Source organism: Mycobacterium sp. UM_WGJ, assembly GCF_000455125.1.
Taxonomy (GTDB): Bacteria; Actinomycetota; Actinomycetes; order Mycobacteriales; family Mycobacteriaceae; genus Mycobacterium.
Genome location: NZ_AUWR01000008.1, coordinates 176,316 through 190,353, shown reverse-complemented (window position 1 = coordinate 190,353; position 14,038 = coordinate 176,316). Strand labels below are relative to the sequence as shown.

The 14,038-nt window shown below is 67.7% G+C and carries 12 protein-coding genes; 5 read left to right on the top strand and 7 right to left on the bottom strand.

Going from position 1 to position 14,038, the window contains the following annotated elements; translation table 11 throughout:
• Positions 1-19 precede the first annotated feature (19 nt).
• Entirely contained in the window at positions 20-652 is a 633-nt protein-coding gene (locus tag N416_RS0102815) for a TetR/AcrR family transcriptional regulator (RefSeq protein ID WP_051190153.1), read from the bottom strand.
• A 108-nt stretch (positions 653-760) separates the two neighbouring features.
• On the opposite strand from N416_RS0102815, the gene N416_RS0102810 reads away from it, so the two are divergent.
• From N416_RS0102810 to N416_RS0102800, 3 genes are read left to right on the top strand one after another with little or no spacing between them, the layout of a single operon-like run.
• On the top strand, positions 761-1,852 hold the full coding sequence (locus N416_RS0102810; protein WP_024440618.1) for a Rieske 2Fe-2S domain-containing protein: 1,092 nt from the start codon (positions 761-763) through the stop codon (positions 1,850-1,852).
• Positions 1,849-2,937, top strand: a complete 1,089-nt coding sequence (locus tag N416_RS0102805; RefSeq protein WP_024440617.1) for a dihydrodipicolinate reductase — start codon at positions 1,849-1,851, stop codon at positions 2,935-2,937. The genes N416_RS0102810 and N416_RS0102805 overlap by 4 nt, the downstream gene beginning before the upstream one ends.
• Positions 2,938-2,972: 35 nt before the next feature.
• Positions 2,973-4,106, top strand: coding sequence for an acyl-CoA dehydrogenase family protein (locus N416_RS0102800; protein ID WP_046299945.1), 1,134 nt, complete (start codon positions 2,973-2,975; stop codon positions 4,104-4,106).
• Positions 4,107-4,118: 12 nt separating this feature from the next.
• Here N416_RS0102800 and N416_RS0102795 read toward each other — a convergent pair whose 3' ends face one another.
• From N416_RS0102795 to N416_RS0102780, 4 genes are all read right to left on the bottom strand, one after another.
• Positions 4,119-4,781, bottom strand: a complete 663-nt coding sequence (locus N416_RS0102795; protein ID WP_024440615.1) for an MPT63 family protein — start codon at positions 4,779-4,781, stop codon at positions 4,119-4,121.
• A 144-nt stretch (positions 4,782-4,925) separates the two neighbouring features.
• Positions 4,926-5,972: an MPT63 family protein gene (locus tag N416_RS0102790; RefSeq protein WP_024440614.1), complete on the bottom strand. Its 1,047-nt coding sequence runs from the start codon at positions 5,970-5,972 to the stop codon at positions 4,926-4,928.
• A gap of 167 nt (positions 5,973-6,139) precedes the next feature.
• Complete coding sequence (locus N416_RS0102785; RefSeq protein ID WP_024440613.1) at positions 6,140-7,936, bottom strand: serine/threonine-protein kinase; 1,797 nt, start codon at positions 7,934-7,936, stop codon at positions 6,140-6,142.
• 116 nt (positions 7,937-8,052) lie between these two features.
• The gene (locus N416_RS0102780) at positions 8,053-9,165 is read right to left on the bottom strand and encodes a cellulase family glycosylhydrolase (RefSeq protein ID WP_024440612.1); all 1,113 of its coding nucleotides are present in this window, start codon (positions 9,163-9,165) and stop codon (positions 8,053-8,055) included.
• A gap of 112 nt (positions 9,166-9,277) precedes the next feature.
• Between N416_RS0102780 and N416_RS0102775 the strand changes: the two genes are divergently transcribed.
• On the top strand, positions 9,278-10,114 hold the full coding sequence (locus tag N416_RS0102775) for an SDR family oxidoreductase (RefSeq protein WP_024440611.1): 837 nt from the start codon (positions 9,278-9,280) through the stop codon (positions 10,112-10,114).
• 17 nt (positions 10,115-10,131) lie between these two features.
• Positions 10,132-11,703 carry a class I adenylate-forming enzyme family protein gene (locus N416_RS0102770; RefSeq protein ID WP_024440610.1) on the top strand — a complete coding sequence of 524 codons (1,572 nt, stop codon included), beginning with the start codon at positions 10,132-10,134 and terminating at the stop codon, positions 11,701-11,703.
• Here N416_RS0102770 and N416_RS0102765 read toward each other — a convergent pair.
• On the bottom strand, positions 11,694-12,404 hold the full coding sequence (locus tag N416_RS0102765; protein ID WP_024440609.1) for an ankryin: 711 nt from the start codon (positions 12,402-12,404) through the stop codon (positions 11,694-11,696). The genes N416_RS0102770 and N416_RS0102765 overlap by 10 nt on opposite strands.
• A 45-nt stretch (positions 12,405-12,449) precedes the next feature.
• Complete coding sequence (locus N416_RS0102760; RefSeq protein ID WP_024440608.1) at positions 12,450-13,844, bottom strand: HNH endonuclease signature motif containing protein; 1,395 nt, start codon at positions 13,842-13,844, stop codon at positions 12,450-12,452.
• Positions 13,845-14,038 lie beyond the last annotated feature (194 nt).

Sequence of the window (14,038 nt, the reverse complement as noted above, 5' to 3'; positions counted from 1 at the left end):
ATTTGCGCAGCCCCCGATTTCAGCCGGGCCGGGACTGCTCGAGATACGCCGCCAGCGCATTGGTCAGGCCGCGGCGGGCCTCGTCCAGGTCGGCATAGGAGCCCAGTTGGCGCTCGGAGACCAACCCGCGCATGGCACCCGGGATGAGCGCGGCCACCTCCCGCACCCGCTGGGGGTCGACGCCGAGATCGGCGAAGGCCGCATGGCACGTCGTCAGCCAGCTCTTGCCCCAGGAGTGCAACTCGGCTGCGGTGCGCGGGTAGAGCCGTTCCAATTCACGGTGGTCGCGGGGGAGTGCGGCGCGCAGGTTCTCGATGGCGCGTGAATCCGGTGACGCCAGCCCGTCGTAGAGCGTGTCGATGATGGCCGCGACCCGTTCCCGCAGCGGCGCATCCGATTTCACGCTGCCGAACGCCGAGATCGCGGCGTCGCGGCGTTCGGCGGTGCGGTGCAACACCGCTGCCCAGAACCCGTCGACGTCGCCGAACTGATACTGCACCGCGCCCCAGGTGGCGCCGCTCTCCTTGGCGATCCGGCTGGCCGACACCGCGCCGGGGTCCCCGGTGGCCAGCGAGCGCACCGCGGCGTCCAGCATCGCCTCGCGGGTTGCCAGCCCCCGCTTATTGCTGCGCCGCGTCTCTGATTGAGCCATCCGGGGAATCCTAACAACGTTTACATAGTGCCCACTATGATTCTTCTTCGAGGCGCACTATGCTGCGACAGTCGGCCCGCTCGGAGACCACAGAGAGGACACGTTGACATGGCCAAACCGCCGTTGTCGATGAACCCGACAGGCTGGTTTCAAGTCGCCTGGTCCGACGAGATCGGCATCGGCGATGTTCACACCATGAAGTACTTCGGCCGGGAGATGGTGGCCTGGCGGGCTGAGTCGGGTCAGCTCACCGTGATGAACGCCTACTGCGAACACCTCGGCGCGCACCTGGGATTCGGCGGCACCGTTCACGGCGAGGTTCTGCAATGCCCGTTCCACGGCTGGCAGTGGAACTCCCAGGGCCGCAACGTCTGCATCCCATACCAGGACAAGCCCAACCGCGGCCGACGGATCACCACCTATCCGGTCACCGAACGCAACGAGTCGGTCTACATCTGGAACGACGCGCAGGGGCGCGCGCCGTTCTTCGACGCACCGGATGTCTTCGCCAGCTTCGACGATCGCAGTGCCGCCGATTACTACCCGCAACAGCGGCTGTACCGCTCGAGACTTGAGCTGCACCCGCAGTACGTGTTGGAGAACGGGGTGGACTTCGCCCACTTCAAGTACGTGCACCAGACCCCCATCGTGCCTGTCTTCACCCGGCACGATTTCGCCGAACCGGTGTCCTACGTCGACTTCACCATCACCTTCGAAGGCGACGACGGCCAGAAGATCGAGGACGTCAACAGTGGCGTGGAAGCCATCAACGGCGGCTTGGGGATTGCGGTTACCAAGAGCTGGGGGATGATCGACAACCGCACCATCTCGGCGATCACGCCCGTCGACGACTCCACCTCCGACGTCCGCTTCATGGTCTACATCGGCCGCTCACCGTCCGGCGGTTCGGCGAGGCCCGACGGAGGAGAGGCGAAGCCGGGACCGCCGCATAAACCCGGCGACCCGACGCGGGCCGAGGCCCGGGCGGCCGATTTCGGGCGTGAAGTCATCCGCCAGTTCGAACAGGACATCCACATCTGGTCGCATCAGCGCTACTCGGATCCGCCGGCGCTGGCGACCGCCGAATACGAGGGCTTCACCGCAATTCGGCAGTGGGCCAAACAGTTCTATCCCGACGGCATCGGTGGCAGTGCCGCTGAGGTCGCTGAACTCACAGCGCAGAGAGGTTCCACCGCATGAACACAACCGCCGCACCCATCCGGGTCTTCCAGGTCGCCACCGGCAACGTCGGAACCGAGATGATCCGGCGGTTCGCCGCCCGCGACGACCTCGAACTGGTGGGCGTGCACTGCTATTCGCCGGAAAAGATCGGCAAAGACACCGGCGAGCTGGCCGGGATCGCGCCCAACGGTGTCATCGCGACCGGGAGCGTCGAAGAGATCATCGCCGCCAAGCCCGACGTCCTGACGTTTCACGGGGTGTTCCCCGACGAGGACCTCTACGTCGCGATCCTGGAAGCGGGCATCAACATCGTCACCACAGCCGACTGGATCACCGGCTGGCACCGCGACACCAACCACCCCCACCCGTCGGGCAAGCCGGTGACGCAGCTGCTGGCCGAGGCGTGCGCGAAGGGCGGTGCGACCTTCTACGGCACCGGGATGAATCCGGGAGTCAATCAGATTCTGGGCGTGGTGTGTTCGGCCGATGTCGCCGAGATCGAGAACATCACCACCATCGAGTCGGTGGACGTGTCCTGCCACCATTCCAAGGACACCTGGATCGAGGTGGGCTACGGCCAGCCGGTGGATGATCCGGAGATCCCGGCCAAGCTGGAGAAGTTCACCCGGGTGTTCGCCGACAGTGTGTTGATGATGGCGGACTGCTTCGACCTGACTCTCGACGAGGTCACGTTCAGCTACGAATTGGGCGCCTGCACAAGGGACGTCGACCTGGGCTGGTACACCCTGCCCAAGGGCTCCTTGGGCGGCAACTACATCAAGTACCAGGGCATGGTCAACGGCGTGCCGCGGGTGGAGACGCACCTGGAGTGGCAGATGACGCCGTTCACCGAGCCGAACTGGAACATCAAGGGCTGCTACATCACCCGGGTCACCGGCGATCCGTGCGTCTACAACAAGCACATGATCTTTCCCAAACCCGGTGTGGACCTTTCCAACCCGGACAACTTCGCCTCGATCGGCATGACCGTGACCGGATTGCCCGCCCTCAACGCGATCAAGTCGGTGGTGGCGGCGCCGCCGGGCCTGCTGACCAGTGCGGACCTGCCGCTGCGCGGATTCGCCGGGAGATTTCGCAGGTGAGCAAGCCCGGCGGCCTTGCCGCGCTGGCGCGCGGCATGCGCGAGCTGGTGGCGGCCGAGGCCGTCGCATCCGAGCAGCGTCGCACGCTGACCGATCCCATCGTCGACGAGATGTGGCGCACCGGCTTGATGTCGGCGTTCAATCCCGCCGCCGCCGGCGGCGCCGAGCCGTCGTTCGCCGAGATGATCGAGACCTGGATCGAAATGGCATGGCAGGACGGCTCATTCGGCTGGGTTGGTATCGCCAACATGCCCTCGTCGTTCGCGGCGGCCGCGTACCTGCCCGACGACGGTTTCGCTGAGGTGTTCACTTCCCACGACAATCACGTCACACTGGGCGGCCAATACTTCCCCAACGGCCAGGGCGTTGCCGTCGACGGCGGCTACCGGTTGAGCGGATCGTGGAGCTTCGGCTCGGGTATCGGCCACTCCCAATATGTGGCGGCCGGCTTCCTCCCGATGGACGACGGCGAGATGCGCTGGGTCAGCGACGGAATACCCGACATGCAGGTCGCGGTGCTCCCACGTGCGCAGATCTCCTTCAACGACGGCTGGCATGTCCAGGGGCTCAAGGGAACCGGCTCCTACGACTACAGCGCCCAGGACGTGTTCGTACCAGGGAGCCGGACCTTTCCACTGTTCTGCCGTTCCCCCCTTCGAGGAGCCTCGCCGGCAGCTCGGATGGGCCTGATGCCGGTGACCGCCGCGGGCCACGCATCCTGGGCGCTCGGTGTGGCCAAAAGCATGCTCGACGACGTGACCGAGCTGGCAGCCACCAAGTACCGGATGAGCGACATGGCGGCGTTGGCCAGCCGTCCTACGTTTCAGAAGGATCTGGCACACCACGTCGCCGCGTGGCGGGCCGCTCGCTTACTGGTGCTCGAGGCCTTCACCACAGCCGAAACCGCCGTCGCGGCAGGCGAAGACCTGACGCCACTACTGCGGGCCGACATGCGGGTGGCAGCCGTCTACGCCACCGATACCGCCAGAAGCTGCGCCGAGTGGGCACATCTGGCGGCCGGAACCACGGCGATCCGCGAAGGCAGCCGCCTCGAGCGAGCATTCCGAGACATCTACACCGGGACCCAGCACGCGTTCATCAGCGAGAAGGTCGCCATTGACGCGGCCCAGATCTGGCTCGGGCTGATCGACGACCAGTTCGGGCTGTGAGCAGCCGCTGAATCAGGGCAGTGGTGTGCCGGAACTGCCCTCGGGCAGCGGAGTCCCCGAGCTGCCGGACGGCGGAGCCGACGGTGCGGGTTGCGCGGGCCGCGACGCCGGGGGGCGAGCCGGTGCAGCGGGGGCCCGGTTGCTGCCACCGCTCGCCGGGAGTTGAGCGCCGCCGGCGGGCGCCGGTGCCTGCGGAGCCGGGGTCACCCAGCGAATCAGGTCCGCGCCGCCGGTTTGGTACACCAGGGTGTTCGGGGCGTCGCCGGTGACGTCGAAATAGACCTTGCCGCTGGTCTTTTGGCCTTGAGTCAGGGCGGCCGGAGCGATGCCCTGCGCGGTGGGCACGGTGAACAAAGCCTGGTAGTTCTGGCCGCTGGCCGAACGGGCGCTGAGGTTGGCGACGATCGGGAAAACGGTGCCCTGGATCGCCTCGTCGGTGGCGGTGGCCTCCCACAGGGCGCCGCGGGGCTGGTAGGGGATAGCGTCCGAGCTGGGGCGCAGATCGGTGATCGTCCAGCCATGCACCCCGGGGCCTTCGGGAACGGTGCCCTGGGTGCCGATCGGGTGGGTGACAGGGGCGGGCGCCGGGTCAGGGTCCGCGCCGGCGATCCCGATGCTGAGGGCGCCCGCGGCGGCCAGTGCTCCCGCGGCCAGGGCGGTCGAGATGGACTTCATGGGACTGTCTCCTCAAATCGGCTGCATGCCGACAAATTGGTACTCAAGTACTGCATCGTAACGGGCTGGGGACCAGGCTACCCAGGAACGAGTGCGGCCCGGCTCGCGGTAGCGAGGCCGGGCCGCACTGGCGATGAACTTCGGTCAGTTCGACGTGGTCGAGCCGTTCGCGCCGTTGGCTGCCGGAGTACCGGCGGTGGCGGCCGGAATCGGCGTGCCCTGGTTTCCGGCGCCGGCCGACGTGGTGCCTTCCGAACCGGTACCCGCGGTACCAGCCGTGCCGGTCGCTTCCGTCGTCGACGCGCCGGGCGCCTCCGCGGGGAGCGGCGTACCCGAGCTGCCGGCGGCAGCCGACGCCTCGGACTGGGCCGGCGTACCCGGGGTCTGTTGCGAGGACGGCGCCGGGCCGCTGGCGGGAGCCGCCGCTTCCGCGCTGCCCGCGCCGGCCTGGGTCTGTGACCCCGAGGTGCCCGTGGCGGCCGGAACCTCCGAGTCGCTGGCCGCGGCGGAAGTGCCGCCGGCCTCGGCCGGCAGTGGGGTGCCCTGGCTGCTCGCGGGCAGCGGGGTTCCCTGGCTACCGGCGGCAGCCGGCGTGGTCTCGGTAGCGGCCGCGGCGCCCTCGGCGCCGGGCTTGGTTCCGGTGGCCGCCGGACCGGAGGCCCGCTGTGAACCGGTGGCCGCCGGGCCCGACGAACCGCCGGCCGGTGTGGTCGGCGCGGCGGGGGTCCAGACCAGCAGGTCTTGGCCGGCACCCTGGTAGACCGCGCTGTTGGGCGCGTCGCCGGTGACGTCGAAGTAGACCTTGCCGGTGGTCTTCTGGCCTTGCGTCAGGTTGGCCGGGTTCACGCCCTGCGCGGTGGCCACCCCGAACAACGCGGGGTAGGTCTGACCGCTCGCTGAGCGCGCGCCGAGGTTGGCGATCACCGGGGTGACGTTGCCCTGGATGGCCACGTCGGTGGCGGTGGCCTCCCACAGGGTGCCGCGCGGCTGGTAGGGGATGGCGTCGGAGCTGGGCCGCAGGTCACTGACGGTCCAGCCCTGGATGACACCGCCGTTCTCCACGGTGCCCTGGGTGCCGATCGGGTGGGTCGAGGGGGCGGCGTCGCCGTCCGCACTGGCGGTTGCGGCGGTCACGGCTCCGGCTGCGGCCAACGCGCCTGCGGCTGCCACGGCAGTAGTGAAGAACTTCATTATTGGCTGACTCCTCGGTTCGACTGGATCTCGGGCTTCCTGCGGCGGTTGGCGCTTCGCCTCTCCTTCGTCGAGCCTCGCTGAACCGCCGGGTGATGCAGTGACTCCAAGTCGAAAATCCTAACGGATTTGACAGCCGCGTTTATTGGCCTCTGCAGGATCGACGGTCAGGAGTGCGAACTCCACCAGGTGTAGAACTGCTCCAGGGTGGGCGTGTTTCGCTCAGTCCGCAGTGAGCCGATCACCAGGTTGGTGTCATTGGTCCAGACCAGCACGGGAGACCCCTGCCGCATGCCACACAGCAGTGTTCCGGCGGTCTTGTCCGGTGTGGCGGTGCGATGCCAGGCGCCCGGCGACTGGATCCGGCCCGGGCAGTTGACGACGGTGGTGGCCTGCACGGTGTTGTCGAAGCTCTGGCGCAGCGCAGTGGCGTCGGAGAACAAGGTGTAGGTCGCAGCCGGCGGACCGCCGGGGTCGGTGTTGCGGCCACACGTCACCTCGGCGATGGCCCCGCCCGACGGCGCGGATGCCGTACAGGCATCCTGGGGATAGCCCGACGGCAGCAGCTTGAGCAGGCGAGCCTGCGCCTCGGCCGAGGACACCGTCGTCGTGGGCTGACTCGCTCCCGCGGCGGTTTGCGAGGTGTCGGCGTCGGCGGCCAGTTCGTCAGAACCCGATCGGTTCGTCATCCAGGCGATCAACCCGACGACCACGATCAGCGCCGCCCCGATCCGCAGCAGCAGCCTGCGTTTGGCGGGCTCGGGGTACAGGCGCAGTCGTCGTGACGAACTGAACCAGTCGTCGGCGGCCGTCGAGACGCGCGGCAGGCCGGGCTGCCCGGCGGGACGGCCCGCGGTCACAGGTTCGGGAATCGGGGCGGGCGGGACCGGCGGCGTGGTCGACGGCACCTCGGGTACCGCCGGCACCTCGCGCACCGGGGCCGGGGGATCCTCGGCCGCCGCAGCGGGGGGCACCGGCGGGGTGGCCGCCGCCACCTCGGCCGCCGCCACCTCGGTCGCCGCCACCTCGGTCGCCGCCACCGGCGGCGCGCTCGGCTGTGACGGTTCGATCAGCGGCGGGGTGGACTGCTGGCTGGTCTCATAGATCTGCAGCGTCCGGTGCTGGTCGGGCGCGCTGAGCGCCTGATAGGCCGCGGTCGCCAGCTCCGCGGCGCTGGCATAACGCTCCTGCGGGTCCTTGGCCATGCCTTTGGCGACGACCTCGTCCAAGCCGGCCGGGATGGTGGCGCCGGCAAGGCTGGGCCGCGGAATCGGTTTGTTCTGATGCGCGTTGGCCAGCATCTTGAGGCTGTCGGCGCGGTACGGCGGAGAACCCGTCAAGCACTGGTAGAGCACACATGCCAGCGCATAGACGTCGACGGCCGGCCCGAAATCACTGCCGGAGAACAGCTCCGGCGCCGCGTACTTCCAGCGGGCACCGGCGTTCTCGGCATCGGCCGCCTCGGCACCGGGGGCGCCGGCCAATCCGAAATCCACCAGATAGACGAAATCATCACTGGTCAGCAGGATGTTGCGCGGCTTGATGCCGCGGTGGATGACCCCGGCGCTGTGCGCGGCATCCAGGGCCGAGGCCGCCTGCCACACCACGTTCACCGCACGTGAGGGAGGCAGCACCCCGTTGCGCTTCAGCACCGCGGCCAGGTCGTCACCGGCCACCAGCGGCATATCGATGAACACCTGGCCGTCGAGTTCGCCGTAGTCGCGAACCGGCACCACGTGCGGTTCCTGCACCCGACCGACGACCAGCACCTCGCGCTGCAGCCACTCGCGGAACGCCGGATTCCCGCCCAACGCCGGCGCCAGCAGTTTGAGCGCGGCGGTGCGGTCCTTGTGTGTGTCGACCGCCTCGTAGACCGAACCGGTGGTGCCGCGTCCCAGCAGTTGTTTGAGAAGATAACGCCCCACCCGTGACCCAGCCCGCGGACCCGACGCGGTCTCGCTCATCACCGACTCCTCACCACGACATTGCCGCCCATGATTTCATCACTGAACCGCGCCGCTATCAGCCGGTAGCGCCAACATCGCCCGATTCCCTGGTGGCGTGCCGGGTACGTTGCCGGTCAGCGGCCGGTGAGGTTGCTGATCGTCAGGATCTCCAGATTCCGGTATGCGCGCCCGGTTGGTTGCACCAGATCGTGGAACCAGACCTGCGGCTCGGCGGTGTAGGGATTGTCCCAGGAGTCCCACGGCAGGTAGGTCTGGGTTCGCCCGGCGACGAAGCCCCAGTTGTAGGCGCCCACATTGTGGCGCTTCATGATCGGCAGAATCCCGTCGATGGTGTTGCCGCGGGTACGAGCCAGATACTCGGTGCACATTATCGGCCGGCCCAGGGGCGCCAATTCGGCGATGCGGTCACTGAATGTGGCCGGCTTGTCGTAGGAGTGGAACGTGATGACGTCGGAGCTGCCCAGTTGGGTGTTGACGATCGTGCTGCCCTGACGCGAGCCCTCCCAGATCCCACTGGTCAGCGGCTGACGCGCATCGACGGACCGGGCCCAACTGAACACCTGCGGCAGCAGGTCGCTGATGTAATCCAGCTTGTCCGACCGTTCGACGGCGCTGTATTCGCGGGCCATGTTGTCCGGCTCGTTCCACAGGTCCCAGGCCAGGATCCGTTCGTCGTACCGGAACTGGGTCATCACGCCGGTGACGTAGTCCCGCAGGGTGCGGTAGTAGTTGCGGTCACCCAGTCGGTCGGCACCGGGGCTTTGCACCCATCGCGAATTGTGGATGCCGACTCGCGGGGCCAACTGTGGCCCAGCCTTGGGGTGCGGGTCCCAGCAGGAATCGAACAGCACGAACATCGGCTTGATGCGGTGGCGGGCCGCGACCGCCACGAACTGGCCCAGACGGTACTGGAAGCCCCGCTGATCGGCGGCCCACAGCTGGTCGTGCAGGAACACCCGCACCGTGTTGAACCCCGCCGATCGGGCCCAGCCCAACTCGGAGTCGATCCGCCGCAGATCGAAGGTGCCCGGCTGAAACATCTCGAGCTGATTGACCGCGGTGGAGGTGATGTAGTTGGAGCCGACCGGCCAACCCTGCGCCTGATACCAGCGATTAACCCGGTCGATCGACCACCGGCCGGGGTCCGCGCCGGCGAGCGGGAGCCGGCTCAAAGTGGGACCCGCCGCCAGCAGAAGGGGGAGCCCCAGTGCCGTTCGACGCTTCACGAAGTGACCATAGCTTCCAATCCCGTCGGCGGGCGTTCGAACGCCCGGCCTGTCGCCGAGCAAATCGGGCGGTGACACCCGGGGCGACAGCGGCCACCTAAACTGGCCGACTATGTCGCAGCACCTGAAGGATAAAGTCGTCGTCATCACCGGTGCCGGCGGTGGATTCGGCAAACTGATCGCCGAGAAGTGCGCCGCCGCCGGAGCCCACGTGGTCGGCGTCGACATCGGCGCCGAGAACCTTGCGGCCGTCTTCGACGGGATTCGCGCGGCCGGCCTGTCGGGCACCCATCAGGTCGCCGACGTCACCGACATCGAGCAGATGAAGGCCGCCGTGCAGCACGCGGTGCAGACCTTCGGCGCGGTGGACGTGATCGTCAACAATGCCGGCGTGATGCCGCTGGCCTATTTCGCCGATCACGACAAGGCCTGGCAGCACTGGCACCGGGCGATCGACATCAACATCAAGGGCGTGGTGAACGGCATTTCGGCCGTCTACGACCAGATGATCGCCCAAGGCCGCGGCCACGTCGTCAACATCTCGTCGATCTACGGCAACGCCGGTGTGGCCGGCTCGGGGGTCTACAGCGCGACCAAGGCCGCGGTCGCCGTCCTGTCGGACTCGCTGCGCAGCGAGGCGAAGGGGAAGATCAAGGTGACCACGGTCAAGCCGACCGGTGTGCTGGGCACCAATCTCGGCAGCGGCGTGGTCAACGGCTCCGCGATCATGGGCATCGTGGGATCACGCGGTGAGAGCTACATGCGGTCGGTCACCGCGTTCGCCGAGGGCACCTTGGAGCCTGAGCAGACCGACATCGACTCGGTGAAGTACTGGCTGATCACCCCCGAAGACCTCGCCGAGGCGGTGGTGCACGTCATCGACCAGCCCTGGGGCATCAGTATCAGTGACATCACCGTGCGAGCGAGCGGCGAAGACTACATCTACTGACTGATCGGAGGCGGCCCGTGCCTCACTGGGATACACCGGCTTACACCGCCGTCGAGGCCGCCCGGTATCACGCCGTCGGCTGGTGGTCGCAGACCACGCTGTCGGATGCGGTGCGCCGCAACGCCCGACGATTCCCTGCCCGGGACGCTTATCTGGACTATCTCGGCGCGGGCTTGACGTGGCAGGAATTCGACACCGCGGCAGACGCATTGGCGGCGCGGCTGGCCGGAGCCGGAGTGCGCACCGGAGACCGGATCGCGGTATGGCATCGCGATGCCGTGGCCATCCATGTGCTGTTCGTGGCGATCGAGCGCTGCGGGGCGATCGTGGTCGGTATCGGTGCCCGGGCCGGAACTCGTGAGGTGGCTGCGATTCTGGCCGCTTCGCAGGCCCGGCTACTGATCACCGATGAGCAGCGGCACGCCGCCGCGGCAGGACTCGAGATCGCGACGCTGAGCATCGATGAGCTGCAGGCTGCCGCCGAAATCGGCGTACCGGGTCCGCAACTCGGCGCCGATGACGTCTTCTTGATCAACTCCACCTCCGGTACCACCGGGCTGCCCAAGTGTGTGGTGCACACCCAGAACCGTTGGCACTACTTTCACCAGCTGGCCGTCGCCAACGGGCGGTTGAGTCACGACGACGTCTTCCTGCCCGTCATTCCCACGCCGTTCGGCTTCGGGCTCTGGACCAGCCACACCACTCCGATCCACCTCGGCGCCACGGCAATCCTGTTGGACCGCTTCACCGCAGCCGCGACCTGTGCCGCGATAGCTCGTCATCGGGTCACCGTATTGTGCTGTGTCAGCACTCAATTGACCATGATGATGGCGGATCCGGCCAGCCGCGAGTTCGACTTGAGCTCGTTGCGGGTGGTGTTCACCGGCGGCGAGGCGTTGCCCTACCGGCCGGCCGCGGAGTTCGAGGAGCTGACCGGCGCGAAAATCCTGCAGTTCTACGGATCCAATGAGACCGGCGTGCTCAGCGCCACCACGCTCGACGACACGTTGCAGCGGCGGTTGCGCACCGGTGGGCGCATCGTGCCCGAGATGGCGGTCCGGTTGTTCGGCGGCGAGGACGGCAACACCGACGTGACCGACACCGGCCGGGGGCAGCCCGCCTGCCGTGGCCCGGCCACCAGCCTCGGCTATCTCAACGGAGTTGATCACGACAAGCTGTTCACCGCCGACGGCTGGATGCGGATGGGCGACATCTGCGAGATCGACGCCGACGGCTATCTCAGCGTCACCGGCCGGACGTCGGATTTCATTCTGCGCGGCGGCAAGAACATCAGCGCCGCCCAGGTCGAAGACGCGGTGATGACCCATCCGGCGATCGCGGTGGCCGCCGCGGTGCCGATGCGCGACGAGGTGTTCGGCGAGAAGGTGTGCGTCTACGCCGAACTCGCGGAGGTGGCGCGCGCGGGCGCCGGCACCTTGGAATTGGCCGAGCTTGTCGAACACCTGCTGGCGCTCGGGGTGTCCAAAGAGCTGTTGCCGGAACGCCTTGTCGTCATCGACGAGTTGCCGCGCTCATCCGGCGGCAAGATCGCCAAGGGACAGTTGCGCGAGATCAGCGGTCACTCGTAGCCTTCGTAAACCTGCGACGGCCCCTCGGGTGTGATGAGGTAGCCGACCGTCGCGACGTGCACATCGCCGACCGGGTCGAGTTCTCGATAACCGCCGATCACTTCGATGTCGTTATCGTGCAGACCGATCCGAAACCCGCCCCACAGGTAGGGCACCGGGAACCACAGTTGCTTTCCGGGCAGCTCGTGCAGCACCTCGACCGGGGGATAGCGGAGCATCTGGCGCAGGTCGCCGCCGCGAAACAGGTGTTGGATCAGGTCGTCGAGCACGGTGGTGAGCTGGGTGTTGAGCGCGGCGATCCGGTCGTGGTCGAGGGCGGCCGGGGGAGGCTTGAGCACCTCCAGCAGTTCGGCCGACCGTTGGTGCTCGACGGCCAGGTCATAGGCGGTCCGACCGGCGGCATCCGGTTGCGAGCGCAGCGCACCCTGCTCGATCAGCCAGGTCGCCACGTCGGGAGACGCGCCATGCCAGCCGGCCTGATGCAGCACCGTCAACCAGGTCTTGCCGCCGGGCCGCCACGACTTGGTATCGACCACGTGATCACCGCGGTCGAGTTCCCGGATCACCGTGCTCCACTTGCCCCGCTTGGCCATGTCGGCCAGATACAACGCGGCTTGCGCCTGCCGGTTGCCCAGCAGCGAGCGGTCCATCACGCCCGGCCACAGCGGTGCGTTGTTACGGATCTCGGCGTAGGTCGTCACGGTGCCATCTTCTCGCGGTTCGGGCCGCGATACCTGAGGTCGCGGCTATGGATCTGGGCCGTCGTCGAGATCGTCGTCGAGCAGTTCCTCCGGGTGATGCAGGTGGTTGATGCGTGGTGGGCTGGTGCCGTCGGTCCAGGCCAGTCGACCTTGCTCGGTGACCACGGTCTCTAGATCGCCACGGGTGGCACCGCCGTGGTCGCCGCCGCAGGCGAAGTAGAGCTCGTCGGCGTTGGTGCGCCCGCCGCGTGCCCAGTCGGTCGAATGGTGAACCTCGCAGTGGTAGCCGGGCTCCGGACAGTTCGGTCTGGTGCAACCGCGGTCGCGGGCGTGGCAGATGATCCGGTGATCCAGGGTGGCGATCCGTTTACTGCGGCCCAGATACAGCGGCCGCTCGGAGTGGTTGTCGAAGACCGCCAGGTAGTGAATCGAGTTGGCTGCCATGCGGATCAGATCACGCATCGGTAGGCGGCTGCCGCCACCGGTGCGGGCAGGTCCCGGCATCGGGATCTCCGGGTTGGCCATGGCGCGGGCCGCCTGGTCGAGGTCGGCGAGTTTGGTGGTGACGATGACCGTCACCGGTACACCGCGGTGAGTGCCCATCGCACCGGACTCGATGCCATGGCGCAGGGCCAGCTTCAGTGCGTCGTGGTCGCGTTGCCCCGACGAGCGGGTATCGCGTTCTTGAGCGCCCTCGGGCTGGCGGTGGCCGGGGCGAACCGCGGCGGTGACTGCCTCGAGGTAGGCGCGGGTTTCGGGGTCGATACAGCCGGACAGTGAGCTCATCCCGTCGGGGCCTTGGCGGCCCAGGACGAGATTGCGCCGCCGTGCCCGGTCTTCGTCGGTGAAGTTGCCGTCGGGATTGAGGTGATCGGCGATCGCGTGCCCTATCGCGGTCACGAAGGCGGCGTCCTGCTCGGAGGCGTGGCGCACCAGGGTGCGTTCGGCGGCCGCGCGATCGGCCGGTGCGACCTTCGCGGGCAGTTCGTCGAGGGCCTTGGTGACCGCCTTGATGTGGTCGTCACCGATACGGCCGTCCTCGACAGCGGCGGCGACTTCGGCAAGCTCCGGCGGGGCCGGCGGTCCGGTCAGGTTGCGCCGCGGCCGGATCCGGGCGGCGACGCGGAATCGGCGTCGGACCTCGGCCCGGGTGATACGCAGGCGCGACCACAGCAGGTCCGTGATCTTGGTGTCAGCGGGCAGTCGGGGGTCCTCGGCGCCGTCGGCGGGGTCGGCGATCTCGCCGAAGATGCGGTAGGACAAGCCGCGATTGACGCGGTGCTGAGTTTCGAGGTGTTCGGCGACTTCCACGCGAAACGCATTGCCGACCAGGTCGGTGTCAGCGCCACGGAGCCGGGCCTGGGCGTCGTCGATCAGAGCCAGGTCCGCGCGGATGGCCGCACGGGCGGCTGCGGCGGGAGGAAGGACCTGATCGGACATGTCTCCAATGTATCGAACAGATGTTCGAATATCGGAGGTCAAATTGTTGTCTGTGGATGAATCGGGCAACTGTGGATAGAGCCGGCCGTCGAGTGCTTCACCGGTTGTAATCCTGTCGGTACCGATGTTCGGCCGAGGCCGACGTGGACGGCATCGTAGCCGCCCTTCGCGCAGTGAAAAGTCGCGCCGTGCCG